Annotated in this window: 12 protein-coding genes, 1 tRNA gene, 1 pseudogene and 1 riboswitch; of the genes and pseudogenes, 8 read left to right on the top strand and 6 right to left on the bottom strand. The window is 71.0% G+C overall.

Going from position 1 to position 21003, the window contains the following annotated elements:
- The first annotated feature begins 554 nt into the window (after positions 1-554).
- Complete coding sequence (locus ACFV3E_RS23025) at positions 555-1100, top strand: hypothetical protein (RefSeq protein WP_500536319.1); 546 nt, start codon at positions 555-557, stop codon at positions 1098-1100.
- Positions 1101-1203: 103 nt separating this feature from the next.
- On the opposite strand, the gene ACFV3E_RS23020 is transcribed toward ACFV3E_RS23025, so the two are convergent.
- A complete protein-coding gene (locus tag ACFV3E_RS23020; protein WP_500536318.1) occupies positions 1204-2094 on the bottom strand; it encodes a D-alanyl-D-alanine carboxypeptidase family protein in 891 nt (296 codons plus the stop codon).
- Positions 2095-2524: 430 nt separating this feature from the next.
- Here ACFV3E_RS23020 and ACFV3E_RS23015 point away from each other — a divergent pair, with 430 nt between their 5' ends.
- The gene (locus tag ACFV3E_RS23015; RefSeq protein ID WP_500536317.1) at positions 2525-6730 is read left to right on the top strand and encodes a carboxypeptidase regulatory-like domain-containing protein; all 4206 of its coding nucleotides are present in this window, start codon (positions 2525-2527) and stop codon (positions 6728-6730) included.
- A 406-nt stretch (positions 6731-7136) separates the two neighbouring features.
- Positions 7137-7211: transfer RNA gene (locus ACFV3E_RS23010), tRNA-Met, on the top strand.
- A 237-nt stretch (positions 7212-7448) separates the two neighbouring features.
- Here the strand turns inward: ACFV3E_RS23010 and ACFV3E_RS23005 are convergent.
- Positions 7449-11516, bottom strand: a complete 4068-nt coding sequence (locus ACFV3E_RS23005) for a Kelch repeat-containing protein (protein WP_500536371.1) — start codon at positions 11514-11516, stop codon at positions 7449-7451.
- A gap of 851 nt (positions 11517-12367) precedes the next feature.
- Between ACFV3E_RS23005 and ACFV3E_RS23000 the strand changes: the two genes are divergently transcribed.
- Positions 12368-13846, top strand: a complete 1479-nt coding sequence (locus ACFV3E_RS23000; protein WP_500536316.1) for an MFS transporter — start codon at positions 12368-12370, stop codon at positions 13844-13846.
- The gene (locus ACFV3E_RS22995) at positions 13843-14406 is read left to right on the top strand and encodes a TetR/AcrR family transcriptional regulator (RefSeq protein WP_500536315.1); all 564 of its coding nucleotides are present in this window, start codon (positions 13843-13845) and stop codon (positions 14404-14406) included. Before ACFV3E_RS23000 ends, ACFV3E_RS22995 begins: the two co-directional genes overlap by 4 nt.
- Positions 14407-14450: 44 nt before the next feature.
- On the opposite strand, the gene ACFV3E_RS22990 is transcribed toward ACFV3E_RS22995, so the two are convergent.
- The 4 genes from ACFV3E_RS22990 to ACFV3E_RS22975 form a co-directional block, all read right to left on the bottom strand.
- The gene (locus ACFV3E_RS22990) at positions 14451-14657 is read right to left on the bottom strand and encodes a hypothetical protein (protein ID WP_500536314.1); all 207 of its coding nucleotides are present in this window, start codon (positions 14655-14657) and stop codon (positions 14451-14453) included.
- Between the two features lie 156 nt (positions 14658-14813).
- A complete protein-coding gene (gene thiE, locus ACFV3E_RS22985; RefSeq protein ID WP_500536313.1) occupies positions 14814-15494 on the bottom strand; it encodes a thiamine phosphate synthase in 681 nt (226 codons plus the stop codon).
- A gap of 5 nt (positions 15495-15499) precedes the next feature.
- Positions 15500-16309 carry a hydroxyethylthiazole kinase gene (gene thiM, locus ACFV3E_RS22980; RefSeq protein WP_500536312.1) on the bottom strand — a complete coding sequence of 270 codons (810 nt, stop codon included), beginning with the start codon at positions 16307-16309 and terminating at the stop codon, positions 15500-15502.
- Positions 16310-16379: 70 nt separating this feature from the next.
- The gene (locus ACFV3E_RS22975) at positions 16380-17786 is read right to left on the bottom strand and encodes a purine-cytosine permease family protein (RefSeq protein ID WP_500536311.1); all 1407 of its coding nucleotides are present in this window, start codon (positions 17784-17786) and stop codon (positions 16380-16382) included.
- A riboswitch (TPP riboswitch) is annotated at positions 17777-17870 on the bottom strand. (Overlaps the previous gene by 10 nt.)
- Positions 17871-17941: 71 nt before the next feature.
- Here ACFV3E_RS22975 and ACFV3E_RS22970 point away from each other — a divergent pair.
- The 3 genes and pseudogenes from ACFV3E_RS22970 to ACFV3E_RS22960 all read left to right on the top strand — a co-directional run.
- Positions 17942-18016 (top strand): annotated as a pseudogene (locus ACFV3E_RS22970) (nucleotidyl transferase AbiEii/AbiGii toxin family protein); the annotation flags it as partial.
- A 302-nt stretch (positions 18017-18318) separates the two neighbouring features.
- Positions 18319-19545, top strand: coding sequence for an acyl-CoA dehydrogenase family protein (locus tag ACFV3E_RS22965; RefSeq protein ID WP_500536310.1), 1227 nt, complete (start codon positions 18319-18321; stop codon positions 19543-19545).
- Between the two features lie 5 nt (positions 19546-19550).
- Entirely contained in the window at positions 19551-20783 is a 1233-nt protein-coding gene (locus ACFV3E_RS22960) for a CaiB/BaiF CoA transferase family protein (protein WP_500536309.1), read from the top strand.
- The last annotated feature ends 220 nt before the right edge of the window (positions 20784-21003 follow it).

Raw genomic sequence — 21003 nt, 5'->3', positions numbered from 1 at the left:
CTACGTGCAACGTCCGACTCCCCAGTGATCCCATGAAACGCCGACATATGAAGGTTCGACAGCGAACTTCTGCGGTCGCCGGGAGTCCATTAGCGGAGAGATCACGCATCCGTGTCAACGCCGAAAAGGCAGAAACGGGCCGCCATTTCGCGTTCTCCGGTGCGCTCGACGCGAATGTGTCCGGATTCCGGAGAGCGGGTGTGGATCAATGGCGCCATGCGCGACAGGTCGCACCATGACGGTGGTTGACGCACGCATCGCCCGATTCCCGGTCTGCCGCCCTTATGCCGCCGCGGAGCCCGTGTGCCCTGCTTGCGCCTGACTGGCCCCAATGGCGCGACGTACCGGGGTATTCGCCAATATCCCCACCCTTCCCGGTTCCGTGCGCCGCCGGGCTCGGTCGTTACCGCTGGACAAAATCGCGTCAATTCTGCACCCGTGATGTTTGATTCACCTGCGGGTGACCACCCCGCACAACGGGATCGGAATTGCGGCCGGCCGTCTCACCGACCCCTGATCCGCGGGTCGCGAGCCGGGTGAGTGATCATCGTGCGATGGATACGGACATGTGGCCGGTGCTCCCGGACACGGAACGGGATCAGTGGCTCTACCGCCCCGGGCGGATCCTGGGGCCGCTGCGCATGGACATGCGCCGGGAAGAGGTCACCGCGGCTCTGGCCGCGCACGGCTTCACCGCCAAGTCCGACGGGTGCAGCACGGGTTGGGACCGCGTGCGCTTCGCCAAGGAAGGCACCCCCCTGGGCCAGGCGGCGGTGGAGTGCTACTTCTACGCGGACGGAGAGCTGGCCTACGTCCAGGTCGACGGACGCGTCGGTCCGCAGGTGACCTGCGAGGGAATCCGGCTCATCGGCCGCGTCCCGTCGCAGCTCGCACAGGAGATGGAAGCCCACGCGACCAAGCACGACACCGGCGTGTGTTACAGCCCCACAGGGGACTTCTCCTGCGACGGCTTCCAACTCGAACTCGGAGCCCAGCGCGTCGGCGACCGCGTCGTGTCCTGGGCCCTGTTCTTCGTCTCGGGGGACGACCACTCCAACACGCGCGACAACGCACCCAAAACGGTCTGGCACCGCTGGTAGACGGTCGGCCGTCACCGGCAGGAGAGGCGTCCGATGGCGAACGACGAAGGGTGTGCCCACGACCGTGCGGTCGTGGGCACACCCTTCGCCATGGTGGGCTTGCCTACTTCTTGAAGCCGTAGTTCATGAGCTTCGTCGCGTCCGAGGCACGGCTGGTCGCCGAGGTGGAGGCGAGAACGGTCCCGATGACCGTCTTGCCGTTCCGGGTCGCGGCGAAGACCAGGCAGTACTTGGCAACCGCGCCGGAACCGGTCTTGACACCGATGGTTCCGGAGTAGCTCTTCAGCAGCGTGTTGGTGTTGGTCCACGACATGTAGCGGTAGCCACCGCTCTTCGTGGTCACCTTCTGCTTGGTCGCCGTCGTCTTCACGACGGTGCGGAAGGTGGAGTACTTCATCGCGCTGCTGGCGAGCTTGGTCAGGTCGCGGGGAGTCGAGTAGTTCCCCCCGTTCCCGATGCCGTCGAACGAGTCGAAGTGGGTGTTCTTCAGACCCAGGCTCTTGGCCGTCGAGTTCATCTTGCCGATGAACGACTTGACCCGTGCGGCCCGCGTGGAGCCGCTGCCGAACTTGTCGGCGAGAGCGTAGGCCGCGTCGCACCCGGACGGGAGCATCAGCCCGTACAGGAGCTGGCGGACCGTCACCTTGTCGCCGACGATCAGGTGCGCCGAGGAGGCGCCCTTGGAGACAATGTAGTCGCTGTACGCCTTCTGAATCGTGACCTTGGCGTCAAGGTTCAGATTCGACTGGGCCAGCACGACACGAGCGGTCATGATCTTGGTGGTGGAGCCGGTGGAACGGCGGGTGTCGGCGGCCTTCGAGTAGAGGACCTTACCCGTCCCGTTGTTCATCACGAAGCCGCCCTTGGCGGTGATCGTGGGCACCGTGAGCGTCGCGGCCTGGGCCGGGACGGTGAGTGCTGCGGCGGACAACACTGCTCCCGCAGTGATGGTCACCGCAGACACGCGGGATGTGATCTTTATGCCGTTTTTCAAAGTGTATACCCCAAATGTTCCTATGGGTTGACGGCATGACGAAGCCGCCAGCCCATAGGACTCCCGAGGGGCGCAAAGGGATGCACATCCCGCCGAGAATTTTCCGAGTTCTCACGCGGTTCATTCGGACAGAAGTCTCGAATCATCCTGTGAGGGATATTTCAGTCCGTTGGGGTGCGATGCCGGACCCGCGATGCCTCTCCCCCATCCCGACGCACCGCGGGATCGGCATCCGTATGCGCGTCGGCCGCCGCCCGGGGTCCGGGCCCGGCTCCAGGCGGCTGCCGCGACTCTGCCGACCGCTCCGCCAAGATCCGCTCAACGAGCCACCCGGCCAGCAGAAACGATGTCTAATGGCCCCGCAGTGAATGGATTCATTCGGCATCGCCAGCAGCTGATCGTGCGTCACCGGCCAGATGGGATCACTTACTTGTACATATCAAGAAGGCTCACGCGCTTCGGACGGCACAGACTCACCGCGGGCCTGACGGTACTGAGCCTGTCGCTGCTCACCCTGCTGGGGACGCAGGCATCGGCCGCCGCACAGACGCCGACCGGTACGACACACGAGGTCGCGGGCACCGGCAGGGACAACGGGCTGTCCATGGAGCCCTCCTGTTCCACACCCGAGAAGAACGAGTTCGCGTGCTTCGCCCTGCGCCGCACGGACCTCGCGACCGCCAGGCGGTCGCCGGAACCGGCCGGGTACGGGCCCGGCGATCTGCGAGGCGCCTACGACCTCCCGTCCAACGGCGGCGCCGGCCGGACCGTCGCCGTGGTCGCCGCGTACGACGACCCCACCGCCGAGCAGGACTTAGCGGTGTACCGGCAGCAGTACGGGCTGCCGGAATGCACCACCGGCAACGGCTGCTTCCGCAAGGTCGACCAGCGCGGCGGCACCGACTACCCGCAGCCCGATCCCGAGTGGGCCGGGGAGATATCGCTGGACCTGGACATGGTCTCGGCCGTGGCCCCGAACGCGCACATCCTGCTCGTCGAGGCCGACAGCGCAGACCGCGAGAACCTCGGCGCAGCCGTCGACCAGGCCGTCGCGCTCGGCGCCAAGTTCGTCTCCAACTCCTACGGCTCCTACTACGACAGCTACCCCGGGGGCGGTGAGGACCCCGCCGAGACCACCGACACGCACTACGACCACCCCGGTGTCGCCATGGTCGTCGCCTCGGGAGACCTGAACTACGGGGTCCCCTATCCCGCCGCCTCCCCCTACGTCACCTCGGTCGGCGGCACCTCCCTGGCCCGTGACCCGAGCAGTCCCCGCGGATGGTCGGAGTCGGTCTGGAGCAACGGCAACAGCGGCACCGGCTCGGGCTGCTCGGCCTACCAGGCGAAACCAGCCTTCCAGAAGGACACCGGCTGTCCGCGGCGCACCGTCGCGGACGTCTCGGCCGTCGCCGACCCCGCCACCGGGGTGGCGGTCTACCAGACCTACGGGCAGACCGGCTGGCAGGTCTACGGAGGCACCAGCGCGGCCACGCCGATCATCGCCGGCGTCTACGCGGCCGCCGGAACGCCGGCGGCCGACAGCTACCCCAACTCCTACCCCTACGCCGCCGCCGGCGGCCTCAACGACGTGACCAGCGGGTCCAACGGCGAGTGCGACCCGGCCTACCTGTGCACCGCGGGGCAGGGATACGACGGACCGACCGGACTGGGCACGCCCCGGGGCCTCGGCGCGTTCCGCGGCGGACCGCGCGGGGAGGTCTCCGGGACGGTCACCGACTCCGGGACAGGCAAGCCGGTGGCCGGGGCGGCGATCTCGGGCGGTGACGTGGTGGTCCACTCCGACGCCTCGGGGGCCTACACGCTGTCCCTGCCGGCCGGAACCTACGACATCGGCGTCGAGGCCTTCGGCTACGCGACCGTGTCCACACCGGACGTCACGATCACCGACGGGGCCGCCCTGACGAGGGACTACGCACTCCAGATGGTGCCCAGCCGCACGGTCACGGGGAAGGTCACCGACGGTTCCGGCCACGGCTGGCCGCTCTACGCCAAGATCGTGGTGGACGGCTCGCCCGGCGGCCCGGTGTGGACCAACCCCGCGACCGGCGCGTACAGCGTCAAGCTCCCCCAGAACCGTGCGCACACCCTGCGCGTCACGGCCTCCCTCCCCGGCTACGAGGAAGTCACCCGGCACCTCCCGGCAGGCACGACGGCTCAGAAGCTCGACATCCCGGTACCCGCCGACGTCTGGTCGGCCGGCGCCCCCGCCTACGCGCCGAAGCTGACCGGCCCGACACAGGAGTTCGCCTCGACGGACTCCGCGCCCGAGGGCTGGTCGGTGGTCAACGCCGAGGGAACGCAGGGCGGCTGGGCGTTCGACGATCCCGGATCGCGTTCCAACACCACCGGCGGCGACGGCGGTTTCGCGGTGGTCGACAGCGACCACTACGGCTTTCCGGCCGTCCAGGACTCCAGCCTGGTCAGTCCGCGGTTCGACTTCACCGACGTCGCGGTCCCCGAGCTGGCCTTCGACACCGACCTCATGCCCTTCTTCGGTCAGACCGCCGACCTCGACGCCAGCATCGACAACGGCCTGACCTGGAAGAACATCCGGTCCCTCACCAACGACGCGGCCGGCCCGACACGCCTCGAGGTGCCCCTGGCCGCGTACGCGGGCAAGCCCTCGGTCCGGCTGCGGTTCCACTACACCGCCTCCTACGCCCTGTGGTGGGCCGTGGACAACGTCTTCATCGGCGGCCGGGAACTCACCCCCACCCCGTCCGGCCTCATCACCGGAACCGTCACCGACGCCAACACCGGCACGGGGCTGGCATCCGCCACCGTCACCGACCGGGACCGGCCCGGCCTGAGCGCGATCACGGCGGCGACACCCGACGACCCGAACCTCGGCGACGGCTTCTTCACGCTCACCGCGCCGCCGGGCGAGCACGCCCTCACGGCATCGACGCCGCGCTACACCGAGCGGACCAAGACGGTCGCGGCACGCGCCGACACCGTCGTCACCTCGTCGTGGAAGCTCGCGGCGGGTCAACTGTCCCTGACGACCGACCCGATCGAGGCCACCGCGGTCCTGGGCAAGAGCGCGACGCGCAAACTGACCATCACCAACACCGGTGGCGCACAGGCCACCTTGACGCTGGCGGAACGGGCGGGCTCCGGCGGCACCGACGAGGGTGCACCTCTCCATCGCGTCAACCGGCGTCTGCTCCCGTCCTCCGGCGCCGACGGGCACTCCGCGCAGATCGACGGCCGCACCACGCGGACCGCCGGGCGTGCGGCCGCCTCCACCGCGGCCGGGCCCTCGGGTGACGCCTGGAAGCCCGTCGCCGACCTGCCCACGGCCATCATGGACAACGTCGTCGACACCTACGACGGCAAGGTCTACTCGGCCTACGGGTACGACGGGGAGGACGACACCGGCGACCTGTACCGTCTCACCCCGGACACGGGAACCTGGACCCGGCTCACCTCGTCCCCGCACCCGCGCCGCGCACCCGCGCACGGCTTCATCGACGGCAAGTTCTACGCCGCGGGCGGCTGGGGCAGCAGCACGGGCGGCATCGACCCGGGCCTGGACATCTACGACCCCGTCCGCAACACCTGGACCAGCGGCGCGAAGGCGCCCAAGGCCTACGCCGGATCGGGCAGCACGGTCCTGGACGGAAAGCTGTACACGATCGGCGGTTGCGCGGCCACGAGCTGCGGCACGACCGACGCCTCCGTCTACGATCCCCAGGACGACCGCTGGTCCGAGATCGCCCCGTATCCGGAGCCCATCGCCTGGCAGTCCTGCGCCGCCATCGGAACCAGGATCTACTGCGCGGGCGGGGAGAGCGGAGGCGCCGTCGCCGTCTCCTCCGCGTACGTCTACAACCCCGCCACCGACAAGTGGTCGGACCTGCCCGACATGCCGAGCCCGCTGTGGGGGGCGGCGTACACCGCGGCGAACGGACTGCTGCTGATCTCCAGCGGAGTGACCGACGACAGTCAGCTGACGAACCAGGGCTTCGTCCTCGACCCCGCGACCGGCACGTGGAGCGCCCTGCCCAACGCCAACACCGGCACGTTCAGAAGCGGCGGCGCGACGGGCTTCTACAAGGTCGGCGGCACCGTCGACGCCTACGAGCTCTCCCCCACCGCCACCGTCGAGCTCCTGCCCGGCTACGACCAGGCGGGACTGTCGGAGGTCACCTGGCTCGGCGAGTCCGCCAAGAAGGTCACCCTGTCCCCCGGTCAGAAGACGGTCCTCACGCTCACCTTCGACACCGCGGAACTGGAGGTCGCGCAGCCCGGCGACTACGGCGCCCGGCTGGCACTGTTCACCGACACCCCCTACGCGCTGCCCGACATCCCCGTGTCCCTGCACGTCGACCCGCCCAGGACGTGGGGCGACATCAGCGGAACGATCCTCGGGGCGACCCCGGCAGGAGGCACGGCTCCCCTGGCGGGCGCGACCGTGCAGATCGACAGCTGGGCCGGCTCCTACACGCTGACGACGCGCGCGGACGGCACCTTCGGGCTGTGGCTCGACAGCCGTAACAATCCGCTGACCGTCATCGTCGCCAAGGACGGCTACCGGCCGACCGTGGCCACCGTGCGGCTCAAGAAGGGAGCCACCGTCACCCACGACGTCACCTTGAAACGGGTATAGCGGCCACGGCCTCCCTGGAAGAGCGGCGGCGGTGCGCAGTCCGAGGTGGGCTGCGCACGGCCGTCGCCATGGTCCACCCGGACGATCCGTCCGATCCCTTGGGCGCGCCGCGCCATCGCCCCGAGGGCCGTGGCGGGACGCTCGCCGTAGCCGCGACGGGTTCCTCCCGTCGACAGGCCGGGCGCCGTATCCCCGAGCACGGCGCCCGGCCATCGGTGCGGTCAGGCGGCGGATGCATGGCTGCGGCCGCGCGGGGCAGCCGACTCAGTACGGCCGCGCCGCGACCATCCCACCCCCCGGTCGTCGGCGCGGCCGCCGCATCATGCGCGCCGTACGGACGCCTCCCGGGCCCGCGCCGGTAAATGTCCGTCCCGCCCGCCCGAGTGACGTATAGTGGACTCACCGACGCGGGGTGGAGCAGCTCGGTAGCTCGCTGGGCTCATAACCCAGAGGTCGCGTGGTTCAAATCCCGCCCCCGCTACGACATCCGGCCCCTGCCACATCATGTGGCAGGGGCCGGACCCGTGTGTACCGCGATGCCGCGCCCCCCGCGGTCGGTGGAGTCGGCGCCGCCGCGCCCCACCACCGGGGAGCCCCCGGAGCACGGGCGAGGCCGGCCCCTGGAGGGGGCCGGCCGCCTTCGTGCCCGAGGTCACGTCCGGGGTGCGCCGACGGCCCGTTGCGCGGGCCGTCGGCGCCGTTCCCGGCGCTTGCCCGGTTACTTGCGCTTGAGGGTGAAGTTGGCGGTGACCGTCGCTCCCTTCTTCAGCTTCACCGTCGTGACGGTCGGCTGGTAGCCGTCCTTGGCGACGATGACGGTGAGCGGGTTGTTGCGGACGTCGAGCCACAGTCCGTACGTACCGTCGGCGGACGTGGTGAGCGTGTAGGACGAGGCCCAGCTGTCGATCTGCACGGTCGCGCCGGCCAGGGGTGCGGTGCCGCCGGTGGCCTTGTTGCCCAGGACGAGACCGGTGATCTTCCCCCAGGTCTTGGGCGGGTCGACGTGCAGGCTGACCGGGATGCGCGGCACCGCGTACGGCGTGTCGGTGCCCACGCTCAGGCCGGCGGTGAGGTCACCGGGCTGGGTCACGGAGGGAGCCGTGGCGTCCAGCGAGACGGTGACGGTCGTGCTCGCCCCGGGCTGCAGGGTGAGCTCCTGGACGCTGGTGCTCAGCCAGTCGACGTCGCTCGCCCCGCCCTGGTCGTAGCCGGGCAGCACCTCGACCTTGCCGATCGGCCTGCCGGGGGCGTTGCCGCCGCCGACCTTGTAGAAGCCGGGCGCGCCGCCGCCGCGGTAGGTGGCGACGTTGGCGTTGGGCAGGGCGCCCCAGGTGCCGGACTTCGGGTCGAAGGCCTGGCTCCGGTTGGTGAGGGCGTTGTTGCCGATTCCGCCGACCAGCAGCAGGCGCCCGTTGGCCGCGGAGTAGTGGGTACCCCACTGCGGGGCCGGGACGTCCGCGAGCTGCGACCAGCTGTCGGCACCCGGGTCGTAGGCGTAGGTGTGGATGACGTCGTTCTCGCTGGCGCCCAGACCACCGGCGCAGTAGATCTGGCCGTCGATGGCGCCGCACGCCTCCCACGAGATGGGCTCGGGGTAGGCCGCGATCTGGGACCAGCTGTCGGAGCCCGCGTCGTAGACGCTGGCGTCGGTCGTGCCGCAGAAGTCGGCGCCGCAGCCGCCGATCATGTAGAGCTTGCCGTCCAGGACGGCCGTGCCGGAGCCGGCGTACGGCTTGGGCGCGGACGCGCCGGTGGTCCAGCTGTCCGACGCGGGGTCGTAGATCTCCAGCTTGGCGTCCGGGGTGCCGGCCGGGCCCCAGCCGCCGACGGCGTAGAGCTTGCCGTCGATGAACCCGTGGGCAGGGTCCTCACGGGTGTCGGACGCGCTCGCCAGCTTGGTCCAGCTGCCGGCGACCGGGTCGAGGACGTACAGGTCCTTGACGTCGGTCGATCCGTTGTACCCGAAGGCCGAGTAGACCTTGCCGTCATGGGTGTCGACCGCGTTGTCCATGAGGGCGGTCGGCAGGTCCGGGGCCGTCTGCCAGGTGTCGTCGGCCGGGGCCACAACGGCGGGCTTGGCGTTGTCGGCCGGTGCCCGGGCGTTGCTGGACAGCGGGTTGAAGTTGCCCTTGACGGTCTGCAGCGCGGCGCCCTTGGCCTGCTGGGTGAAGCCGCCGGCCTGTTCGCCGAGCTTGACCGTGGCGGCGGCGCCGCCGGTGTTCCTGACGGTCAGCTTCTGCGTCTTGGCCCCGCCCCAGGCGACGGAGGCGGAGACGGAGGCCGGGGTGATCGCGACCTGACCGGCCTTGAGCTTGAAGTCCGCCTGGACGGCGCTGTCGGCCCCTGCCTTGGCGGTCTTGGTCAGCGAGGTGTACTTCGCCTTGGCCGCGGTGTAGGGGTGGCTGCCGAAGGCGGTCGAGACGAACGAGTAGTAGCCGTCGGGGAGGTTCGGGTCGTCGGGGGTGGCCCCGGTGGTGGTCTTCTCGGTGGGCTTGTCCTGGCTGGTGACGGTGGCACCGACGATGCCGCTACCGGTGTTGGCGTCGGTCACGGTGCCCACGACGAGGCCGGCGGGGACGGGGGTGAGCTGCCGGTTGCCGATGAAAACGTTGTCGACGGCCCACCACCAGCCGAAGCTCCCGGTGAAGTGGAAGCGCAGCTGCACCTCGGACTTGCCGGCGAAGTCGGAGAGCGAGGCCTCGATGTGGTCGCCGGTGACGTCCGAGCCGGGCGACCAGATCTTGGACCAGGTCTTGCCGCCGTCAGCGGTCGCCTCGACGGCCGCGGACTGGCCGCCGTACTGCTTGTACTCGGTGTCGAAGGCGACCTCGGGGTCGTTCTTCCCGGTGAAGTCGTAGACCGGGCTGACCAGCGAGGTGTCCTGGGTGACGCCGCCGCCGAAGTGGTCGCTGTCGATGACGGCGAACGCGCCGTCACCGCCGGTGTGGTTGCCGCGGTTGCCCGGGTCGTCGAACTGCCAGCCGCCCGTGGTGTCCTTGGCGTTGTCCACCGTCCACTCGGCGGGCGGGGCGTCGGTGGCGTCGAACGGTTCGGTGGTGCCGGTCACGTCGACCCGGTATCCGGGCGGGTTCGCCGTCCAGGAGTCGACCGGCACCGCGATGCCCACCGTCTGCGCGGAGTCGCCGACGGTGATCGTCTTGCTGACGGTCTTGTAGCCGGGTGTCGCCGACGCGACGTGCAGGGTGTAGGAGTGCCCCTGGGGCAGGTCCAGGCTGTACGCACCGGTCGCGGGATCGGTCCACACCATGCCGGGGACGCCGTCCGCGGTGATCTTGGCGTAGAGCGGCCAGCCGTGGCCGGAGCCGTCGGTGACCTTGCCGGCGACCGTCTGGCTGGGCACCGGGGAGAGGCTGAAGTTCTTGGTGACCGTGGCGTCCTCGTCGACCACGGTCCCGTCGGCCGAGCCGTCGGCGTAGCCGAACGCCTCGACGGAGACGTCGTAGGTGCCGGTGGGCACGGTCAGGGAGTAGGCGCCGGAGGCGTCGGTGTGGGCGATGCCGGTGCCCGCCGTGACGGTGGCACCGCTGACCGCGTTGCCGGTGGCGCTGTCGGTCACGGTTCCGGCGATCACGCCGTGCGCTCCGGTGCGGAACGCGTTCAGGCCGGCCGGCGTGCCGAGGCCGGTCGGGCCGTCGAAGCCGGTGGCTCCGTTGCACAGGTACGACGGGGAGCAACTGCCGTTGCTGCCGGTGGTGATGTCGTTGAGTCCGGTGCCGGCCTCGTACGGGTACGCGTTCGGGTACGAGCCGGCGACGGGGGTGCCGGCGGCGGCGTACACCGAGGCGATGATGGGGGCCGAGACGCTGGTGCCGCCGTAGACCGCCCAGCCGTTGTGGCCGTAGGTCTGGTAGACCGCCACGTCCTCCGCGACGGCCGAGACGTCGGCGAGGGCGCGGTTGTCGCAGCCGGTGTCGTGCTGGAAGGCGGGCTTGGGCTCGTAGAGCGAGCAGCCGGAACCCGCCAGGCTCCAGGCGTCCTCGGTCCATCCGCGGGGGGTGGACGGCGCGCGGGTCAGCGTGGTGCCGCCGACCGCGGTCACGTACTGCGAGGCGGCCGGGTAGCTCACGCCGTAGCCGTAGTCACCGGTGGACGCGGTGATCGCGACGCCGGGGTGGTTGTAGTGGGCGTCCAGCTCCGTGGTCTCGGACGGGTCCTCGCCGTTCCCGCCCCGGTAGTCGGTGCCGTAGGAGTTGGAGACGTACTTCGCACCGAGCGCGACCGCCTGGTCGACGGCGGCGGACAGGCTCTCGAAGCTGTTGTCGTCGGCCTCGACGAGCAGGATGTGCGCGTTGGGCGCGATAGCGGAGACCATGTCGAGGTCGAGCGAGATCTCACCGGCCCAGCCGGGGTCCGGTACGGGGTAGTCGGTACCGCCGCGCTGGTCGACCTTGCGGAAGCATCCGTTGTCCGTGGTGCAGGCCGGCAGCCCGAACTGCGCCCGGTAGACGGCCAGGTCCGCTTCGGCGGTCGGGTCGTCGAAGGCGTCCACGATGGCGACGGTCTGTCCGGCGCCCCCGTCCGCGGGCAGGTCGTAGGCACTCTGCAGATCGGCGGCGCCGTAGCCGGCCGGGGTGTCGGCCGCCCGCAGCAGGCCCTTGACCGGCTTCACGTCGGTGCGGCGCAGGGCGAAGCAGCTGAAGTGGCCGGGCTTGGCGTCGTCACAGGTGGGTTCGAAGGAGGGGCGGCCGTCGGAGGCCGAGGCGGCGGACTTCGCGCCTGCGGCCCCTGTGGCTAATGCCGGTGCTTGTACTCCGAGCACCGCCATGGCGGCGGCGCCGAGCACGGCCAGTCCTCTGGTCACCGTCCGGCGGAGGGGGTTGGAGGTTCTCGCTGGTCTGCGCAACGTGACTCCCATGCGTGCGTGCAGGGATGGAGCCGTCTACGGCTCCCGGGCGACGGCGAACGTCCGAGCGTTCACCGGAGCCCATTAGCGAGTTCCGCTCTGTTCATGTCAACAAGGAACAATCGGCGCCGATGGTGACCCAAAGTCATCGCGCGAATGCTGCACGTGCACGACTGCTGCGATTGTTGGGCGTTTTGGAGGGGAATTGGTGTTGTAGCGTGTTCGCTGCGTGAACATTGGGCTTCTGTTACTCGTGAGTGGTCACTGCACGTATCGAGGGCGTGAATACGACACGCGACGGAAAGACGCCAGCGCCCCGGAGAATGGATCAAGGTTCCCGGACGGCATTTGCGCTGGTCAGCAGCCCATTCGCTGACAACTCGTCGGCGCGATGGGTTCGTCCGCCGGATATGTCCCGACGTGACCCGCCGCATCCGCAGAGCCCGCCTGCGGCACGCCCCAATGCCGCCTTCCCCAGCGTCCGGTGGAATTGCGGACCGCATCTTGGGCGGCGGCTTCCACCCATCCCCTTTACTGACCCGTCATCAGCTCGCAGGGGCGATCCGGGGGAATCTCAGGCCGCACCGCATTCCTGATTGACGGGTTTGTCGCAGATCGGCCGGAGCACGCGTCGGCGTGCTTGCGCCGCGGCTCCTCGACGGAGACCCGGCCCGCCCCAACCCCGCAGGGGAGGTGCCGGGGGGATGCCGGGAATAATGTCATCATGCGATGACTTCAGCTGAAGACATCGCATGATGACATCAAGGAGAGTCGTGGAGAATCCCGCGATAGCGGAGCCCCGAACCCCGCGGCAGCGAGCGCTGGTTCCCGTGCTGGTCTCGCTCGGCATGCTGGTCGCCGTGGTCAGCAGCCTCGGCGCGCCGCTGGTGCCGACCATCGCCGCCGAGGAGCACGTCTCCCTGAACGACGCCCAGTGGTCGCTGACCGTCACGCTGCTCGTGGGTGCCGTGGTCACACCGGTGATGGGTCGGCTGGGGGACGGGCCGCGCCGTCGCCCGGTGATCCTCGGGGCCCTGGTCGCGGTGCTCACCGGTTGCGTCCTGGCGGCGCTGCCGCTGGGCATCGGCTGTCTGGTGACCGGGCGCGCGCTGCAGGGCCTCGGGCTGGGCCTCACCCCGCTGGCGATCGCCACCGCCCGCGACGCCCTGCCGCCGGAACGGTCGCGCCCCGCGGTGGCCCTGCTGTCGATCACCACCGTCGCCGGCGTCGGCCTGGGATACCCGGTCACCGGGTTGATCGCGCAGTCCTACGGGCTGTACGCCGGGTTCTGGTTCGGGGCGGCGGTCAGCGCCGCCGCGCTGGTGGCAGCCGTCCTGGTCCTGCCGCCGTCCCCGCGCCGCGCCGCCCCGCGACTGGACGTTCCGGGTGCGGTGCTGCTCGGCACCGGACTCGCGGGACTGCTGCTCGCCCTGAGCGAGGCCGAACTCTGGGGCTGGGACTCCGCGCGGCTGCTCGTCCTGGTCGTGGGCAGCGTCCTGCTGCTCGCACTGTGGGTCGTGCACGAGCTGCGGACCGCACGGCCCCTGGTCGACCTGCGGCTGACCAGGGACCGAACGGTGCTCACCGCGAACGTGACCGCGCTGGTGGCCGGCCTCGGGATGTACCTGCTGCTGTCGCTGGTCACCCGGTTCGTGCAGACGCCGCGCGAGGCGGGTTACGGCTTCGGCGCCTCGGTGGCCGTCACCGGGCTGGTGCTGCTGCCCTTCTCCCTCGCCAGCATGGCCGCCGGCCGGGTGGTGCCGCTGCTGGCCCGGCGGGCGCCCACCGCAGTGGTGCTGTCGCTCGGGGGCGCGGTCTCCCTGGCCGCCGTGCTGGCCTTCGCCCTGGCCCGCGGACAGCTGTGGGAGCTGTTCGTCATCATGACGGTGGCCGGCTTCGGGGTCGGCTGGATGTTCGCCGTCATGCCCGGCATGATCGTGGGTTCCGTACCCGCACACGAGACGGGCAGTGCGATGAGCTTCAACCAGGTGCTGCGCTACGTCGGCTACTCCACCGGAAGCGTGCTGAGCGCCACGATCCTGCAGGCCCACACCGCCGCCGGCAGCGCGCTGCCCACGGGTGACGGCTACCGGACGGCCGCGCTCCTGGCCTGCGGGGTGTGGGTCGCCATGATCCTGGTCACCGCCGTCCTGCCGCCGCGGCACCGGCGCGCTGCGGTCGCGGTTCCCGCACCGGGCGCGGCCGCCGTGACGCAAGGTGGAGCATCGGCGCGGCAGGAGGCGACACGATGAACGAGGACACCCCGTCGCGCAAGCGCGACTCCACCCGCAGCCGCGAAAGGCTGTTCCAAGCGGCGAGCGAGCTCTTCAGCGAGCGGGGCTTCGACCGCACCACCATCCGCGACATCGGGGAGCGGGCGGGCGTCGACCCGGCGCTGATCGCCCGGTACTTCAACAACAAGAGCGGCCTGTACACCGCCGTGCTGCGCGCCGAACTGGGCGACGCGACCCCACCGGACCTGCTCGCACCCGAACGTCTGCGCGCACTGTTCGACCGCGGGGACCAGCGCGGCACCGGCCCCGTCTTCCGGTCGGCCGTCCACGCCCACGACGACGACGCCGTGCAGGACGCCGCCCGCGCCCAGCTGTACCTGCGCGTGGTCGACCCACTGCGCGAGCGGTTCACCCGCGACGGACTGGACCGGCCCCAACTGCGGGCCGAGGTTGCGGCCGCGGCCTTCATCGGGGTGCTGCTGGCCCGTGGCGCCGGAACGCTCGACGAGCTCGCGGCCGCCGACCTGGACGATCTGGTGCCCCTGGTCCGCGCGGCCCTGGGCGGCCTGGACGTCTGACGCAGACGGGCGCAGCTCGCCGGAGGCGTGAGCGGGCCCGCCGGTCACGGGTTGAACGAGCCGAACGGGTTGCCGTGCGTGGCCAACGAGTTGAACGTCATCCGGTCGCTGTGGGCCTGCTCGCGGCGGGCCTGCTCGATGCGCAGGCCGTCGGCGGTCTCCGTGCGGCGGTTGCTGCGGCGCAGCAGCTTGACGGTCAGAAAGGTCGCGAAGGATGCGAGCAGGAGCAGGAAAATCGCAAGTTCGACCACAGCTGCTCTCCCCCGGGTTCAACGGCTACGTGATCCGCAGCGTAGCTTCGCCCCCGCATCCTGTCTCTCCTCTTGAGCGCCTCTTGAGCTTGCGCGGACACCTGTTGGCGGGCGCCGGGACGGTACTGCGCGCGCCCCACCTCCGCACACACACCGTCAGGCGGGGTTCATCTCCCCGTTCCGGGTCGGCACACGGCCCCAGGCCAGGGCATACACGCGGGCCGCGGCACGGGGGTCCTCGGCGGCGCAGATGCCGGACACGACGGCCGCGCCCGCGGCCCCGGCCTCCCGCAGTCGCGGAAGGTCGGCCGGGGTCACGCCGCCGATGGCCACGGCGGGCAGCGCGCTGAGCCGGGCGAGCCGGGCGAAGCCGTCAAGGCCGAGCGAGGGCGGGGCGTCCGTCTTGGTCCGGGTCGCGTGCAGCGCGCCGATGCCGACGTGGTGGACGCGTGCCGGATCCTGGGCGGCAGCGCGCAGTTCCCCGGGGGTGGCGGCGCTGAGGCCCAGGACCGCGTGCGGTCCGATCAGTTCGCGGACGGCGCCCGGAGGCAGGTCCGACTGCCCGATGTGGACGCCCGACACGCGGATGCCCCCGGCGCGGGCGGCCAGGAACACGTCCACCCGGTCGTTGACGATCAACGCCACGCCCTCCGGGAGGACCCCGGCCACCTCCGAGACCGTGCGCAGGAAGGCACCGCCGTCGGCCTGCTTCTCGCGGATCTGCACCGCGGTGACGCCGCCCGCCACCGCCTGGGCGACGGTCTCGGCCACACCGCGGCCCCGGGCCCGGCACTGGTCCGCGTCCGTGACCAGGTAGACCGACAGATCGACCGGCATCACCGTCACGACACGGCCGCCCGCTCGGCGATGTCGGACTCCCGCAGCGCGGCGAGCGCGTCCAGGAACTCCACGGCGAAACTGCCGGGACCGGAAGCCCTCTTCGCGGCCAGTTCGGCGGCGACCGTGTAGGCGGTGACCGCCGCCACCGTCGAGGCGAACCGGTCCTCGTCCACCGCCGCGTAGGCGGCCATCACCGCGCCCAGCGCGCAGCCCCCGCCGGTCACCCGGGTGAGCAGGGCGTCTCCGTTGGCGATGCGGGCCGTACGCACCCCGTCGGTGATGAAGTCCACGGGTCCGGAGACGGCGACCACGCCGCCGGTCGCGGCGGCCAGGCGCAGTGCCGTCTCCTCCGCCGCCTCGACGCCGTCGGAGGAATCCACTCCGCGGCCGCCGCCGCCCGCTCCCGCCAGCGCGATGATCTCCGAGGCGTTGCCCCGTACGACCGTCGGCCGCAGTGCGAGGAGCTCGCGTGCCAGCGCGGTGCGCACGGGCAGCGCGCCGACCGCCACCGGGTCGAGCACCCAAGGAGTGCCGGCCGGGGCAGCCGCCTGCGCGGCCTCGACCATGGCGGTGCGCTGCTCGGCGTGCGGGGTGCCGAGGTTGACCAGGACCCCCGAGGCGACCTGGGCGAACGGTCCGGCCTCCCCCGGGATGTCGACCATGGCGGGTGAGGCGCCCAGCGCCAGCAGGACGTTGGCGGTGAACCCCGTCACCACCGAGTTGGTCAGGCACTGGACCAGCGGGGAGTGGGCCCGTACGCGCGTGAGCGCCTGCGCGGCGAAGGCGGTGTGATCGGCGGAAGTCGGGGGCATGCGGTGTCGCTCCTTGGGGGACGGACGTGTGCGGGCGCCTGCGATGGTCGGCGGTTCGGGACGCGGCGGCTCAGGGACGCGAGCGCCGGCGGAGCCGCAGCGGGGTGTACACCGCGAGGGCCACGAGGAAGGCCACGTAGTACGACAGGTCCGCGCCGTGCAGGGCCTCGGCCACCGGGCCGACGTACAGCGTGGTGTCCATGAACGGCACGGCCGCGGCGAAGGCGGCCACGAACGCGACCACGGCGGGCAGGCCGGGCTGCGGCCGGTCGGTCTCGGCGGCGAGGTCGATCTCCGCGCCCGCCCGTGCCCGTGCCCGGGCCAGCCAGTCGACGATGACGATCGCCACGAAGCCGGGGATCCAGTAACCGACGAACAGCAGCACGTTCTGGAAGCGGGCGGTGGTGTCGGCGGCGTGCATCCACAGCACCAGGGGGAAGCCGAGCACGGCAGCGAAGGCGGCCGCCGCCGGGCGGGGAACGCGCACGCCGACGGTCTGCAGGGCCAGGGATCCGCTGTAGTCGTTCATGGCGTTGCTGCACAGGGCCGCCAGGGCCACGGCGAGCAGTCCGAACGCCCCCAGCGGCCCGCCGCCCAGCAGATCGGCCACACCTGCGGCGGTCTGGTCGGTCAGGACGGACGCGCCCCACAGCCCGAGGACCTGGACGGCCACGAAGGACACCACCAGGCCCGCCAGGGTGAACCAGAACATGCGCGAGCGCGAGGTGCTCCGTGGCAGGTAGCGGCTGAAGTCGCTGGCGTAGGGGGCCCAGGACAGGGACAGGCTCAGCGCGATGGTGCTGGTCAGGACGAACGCCCCGCCCCGGTCGGCGCCGTGGGCGGAGCCGGTGACCGCGGGGTCGACCCCGTCGAGCAACTTCCAGGCGATCAGGGCGAAGGCGACGGCGAGCACGAAGGTCATGACGATCTGGAGCCGGTGGATGGCCTCGTAGCCCAGGACGCCGAGAGCGCCTTGGCCGAGCATCATGATCAGGACCCCGAGCCAGAAGGGCACGCCGCACAGCCGCGCCAGCGCGTCCCCGCCGAAGAGTCCGATCAGCGCGTCCCAGGCGACCGAGGACAGCCACTGCAGGACGCCGGGCAGCGCGACGGCCCGGCCGAAGGCGAGCCGGGCCAGCGGCAGCTGCCCGGCGCCGGTCCGGCTCCCCCAGGTGCCCAGGTAGGCGGTGGGTATCGCCCCGATCACGGTGCCGAGCACCACGGCGGTGAGCGCGGTGGCGAAGTCCAGCCCCAGGACGATGCCGATGGTGCCGGTGAACACGCCGGTCATGGTGAGGTTGGGGGCGAACCACACGGTGAACAGGCGCCCCGGGCCGCCGTAGCGGTTGCTCTCGGGGACCGGCCGTATGCCGTGCGCTTCGATCCGGAGATCGCCGGCGGCCGCCGGCATGCGCCCGTCGAAGACGGTCTGTCGGCTGTCGGCGGGCAGACCGCCGGGAACATGCGCCAATGGCATGGAGACATCCCTCCGCCAGTACGAACTGGTTCAGGTTCGACGGGTGTGATCTCAGCCCTCGGCGGGGCACCCCGTGTCCGGTACGGGGGACAGACTAACCCGACGGCGTTGCCCGGCGCGTCGGCGGGGCGGCCTCCGGCAGGGACCCGTTCCGGCTGCCGGCGGACGTCCTCACCATCGGCAGTCCGTACCCCCTGGTCCTCACGGGTGGCTACGCGGTGCAGGCGCACGTGCGGTCCACTGCGCCTGGCCCGGCAGGCGCTGTGCCGAAGCGCCACGCAGCGGCTCCTGCGCACCACCACCCGACATGACGCTCCGGCGGTTCCCGCATCCCGCCCCGCCTCTCCCGCGCCGTCGGCGACGGGCCACTCGGGTGGTCCGCGGCGACACCACCACCCTGGGCGCCGCGGATCCGGGGGCGCCGCTCCGGATCCGCGTTTAATCGCGCTCGGATCCGAAAAGCCGGGGGCTGAAAGCGCCGGCGGGCGCGGATCTCGCGGGCCAGGCCCCACAGCGCTTGAGGGAGATTGCCATGAGCGGCACCACGACCTTGCCGGCACCGTCCGGTCCCTACCTGGGCAAAGGGCTGCTGCCCGCAGACTTCTACGCCTACGAGGAACTGCTGTCGGACCGGGAACGGGAGAAGGTCGAGTCCGTCCGCGAGTTCCTCCGCACGCAGGTCGCCCCGATCGTCGACGACCACTGGGCCCGGGCCGAGTTCCCCTTCCAGTTGGTCGAAGGCTTCGGGAGGCTCGGGCTTGTGGACTGGGCCGACCCGGACTCGACGGAATCCAGGCCGAGCAACCTCTTCGCGGGTCTCATGGCCTTGGAGCTCGCCCATGCCGACGCCTCGGTGGCGACGTTCTTCGGCGTGCACACGGGTCTGGCCATGGGCACCATCCTCGCCTGCGGCTCCGAGGAACAGCGGCGGCGGTGGCTGCCGGCGATGAGCCGCTTCGAGAAGATCGGCGCCTTCGGGTTGACCGAGCCGCACGGCGGCTCCGACGTGGCCGGCGGGCTGCAGACGACCGCCCGCCGGGACGGCGACGGATGGATCCTCGACGGCGCGAAGCGCTGGATCGGCAACGCGACGTTCGCCGACCTGGTCGTCATCTGGGCCCGCGACGTCGAGACCCGTCACGTGCTGGGCTTCGTCGTGGAGAAGGACACCCCCGGGTTCACCGCGACGAAGATCGAGAACAAGATGGCGCTGCGGATCGTGCAGAACGCCGACATCGTGCTCGACGGCTGCCGAGTTCCCGAGACCGACCGGCTGCAGAACGCCCACTCGTTCAAGGACACCGCGGAGATCCTGCGCCGGACCCGCAGCGGGGTGGCGTGGCAGGCGGTGGGCATCATGTTCGGCGCCTACGAGATCGCGTTGGAGTACGCCAAGCAGCGGGAGCAGTTCGGGCGGCCCATCGGAGGCTTCCAGCTGATGCAGGACCTCCTGGTGAAGATGCTCGGCAATGCCACGGCGTCGTGCGGGATGGTGACGCGGCTGGCCCAGCTGCAGGACTCCGGGGTGTACCGGGACGAGCAGTCCTCGCTGGCGAAGGCCTACTGCACCGTGCGGATGCGGGAGACCGTGGGATGGGCACGCGAACTGCTGGCCGGCAACGGCATCATCCTCGACTACAAGATCGGCCGGTTCGTCGCCGACGCCGAGGCCATCTACTCGTACGAGGGCACGCGCGAGATCCAGACCCTCATCGTCGGACGTGCCGTGACCGACGGCCTGAGCGCCTTCGTGAGTTGACGAAGATGACCAACGAATCCGTGTTCACCGGGCTGAAGGTCCTCGACGCATCGAGCTTCATCGCGGCACCGGCCGCGGCCACCATGCTCTCCGACTTCGGAGCCGACGTCATCAAGATCGAGCCGCCGGGGAAGGGCGATCCCCAGCGGCGGCTGGGCTCCGTGCCGCCCAGTCCCCAGGCACAGGCCAACTACAGCTGGCACCTCGCCAACCGCAACAAGCGTGGCATGGTGATCGACCTGAAGTCCCCGGCGGCCACCGGGATCCTCAGGCGCCTCGTCGAGTGGGCCGATGTGGTGATCACCAACTTCCCGCACGGCACCCGCGAGAGACTGCACCTCGGCTACGACGAGGTCGCGGGCTGGAATCCGCGGGTCGTCTACGCCGACATCACCGGCTTCGGGGACACCGGCCCCGACGCCAGGCAGCCGGGCTTCGACCTGACCGCCGCCTGGTCGCGCAGCGGACTGCTGGCCTCCACCCGGGACGCGGGAGCACCGCCGACGGTGCCGGTCTGGGGCAGCGGCGACTACATGTCGGCGATCGCCGTCTACGCGGCGATCGTGACGGCCCTCTACCGCCGTGAGCGCACGGGACAAGGGGCCAGTGTCGGGACGTCGTTGCTCGCCGCGGGCGTCTGGGCCACGGGAACGCTCGTGGCCGGCGCACTCGCCGGCGGCACGCCGTTCGAGCTGCACGACCGGAAGGCGCCGGCGAATCCGCTGGTCAACCCCTACCGGACCGCGGACGGCGAGTGGTTCATGCTGGTCGCATCTCCCCCGCACTGGCCGGGGCTGACGCGGGCCATCGGGCGCCCCGAGCTGCTCGAGGACCCGCGTTTCGCCGACGTCGAGGGTGTCATCGAGAACGCCGCCGCGCTGAGCGAGCTGCTCGACGCCGAGTTCCGCGCGCGGCCCTTCGCCCACTGGAAGGACGCCCTGGGACGAGAACGCGTCACCCACAGCCTCATCCAGACGCCGGAGGAGGTCGCGCAGGACCCGCAGCTGCGCGCGAACGACATCGTGGTGCCGCTGGAGGGAGTCACCGGGCTCACGGAAACCATCAGCAGCCCGGTCAACCTGCGAGGGGTGCCGAAGGTACCGGCGAAGCGTGCGCCGGACCTGGGCGAGCACACCGACGAGATCCTCGCCGAGCTGGGATTCGGCCCTGCCGAGATCGCCGAGCTGCGCGCCCGGGGAGCGATCCCCGGCACGGCGGAAACGCAGGCGCCACGATGAGCTCGGCGTCCGAAGCGGCCGACCTGGTGCTCCACGAACGCCACGCCGGCACCACGAGGCGCGCTGCGGCTCACGGCGGCTGCTGATCTGCTCGGCGCCGACCCGGAACCGCCGGTCGGCGCCGGGCATCGTCGTGGGTTCCGGGCGGAATCGCCTGGCGATCTGCTACGTCACGGCCCTCCTCGGCCTGGGCGTCGTCGCTGTCATGAGGATCAACTCC

It is taken from the genome of Streptomyces sp. NPDC059718, assembly GCF_042733315.1.
GTDB lineage: Bacteria > Actinomycetota > Actinomycetes > Streptomycetales > Streptomycetaceae > Actinacidiphila.
This window is presented reverse-complemented; position numbering and strand designations above follow the sequence as displayed.

Excerpts from the sequence above, each read along its gene's own strand:
- ACFV3E_RS23025 (WP_500536319.1), top strand. The coding sequence starts at position 555 with ATGGATACGGACATGTGGCCGGTGCTCCCGGACACGGAACGGGATCAG.
- ACFV3E_RS23005 (WP_500536371.1), bottom strand. The coding sequence starts at position 11,516 with ATGGCGGTGCTCGGAGTACAAGCACCGGCATTAGCCACAGGGGCCGCA.
- ACFV3E_RS22995 (WP_500536315.1), top strand. The coding sequence starts at position 13,843 with ATGAACGAGGACACCCCGTCGCGCAAGCGCGACTCCACCCGCAGCCGC.
- thiE (WP_500536313.1), bottom strand. The coding sequence starts at position 15,494 with ATGCCGGTCGATCTGTCGGTCTACCTGGTCACGGACGCGGACCAGTGC.
- thiM (WP_500536312.1), bottom strand. The coding sequence starts at position 16,309 with ATGCCCCCGACTTCCGCCGATCACACCGCCTTCGCCGCGCAGGCGCTC.
- ACFV3E_RS22975 (WP_500536311.1), bottom strand. The coding sequence starts at position 17,786 with ATGCCATTGGCGCATGTTCCCGGCGGTCTGCCCGCCGACAGCCGACAG.
- ACFV3E_RS22965 (WP_500536310.1), top strand. The coding sequence starts at position 18,319 with ATGAGCGGCACCACGACCTTGCCGGCACCGTCCGGTCCCTACCTGGGC.
- ACFV3E_RS22960 (WP_500536309.1), top strand. The coding sequence starts at position 19,551 with ATGACCAACGAATCCGTGTTCACCGGGCTGAAGGTCCTCGACGCATCG.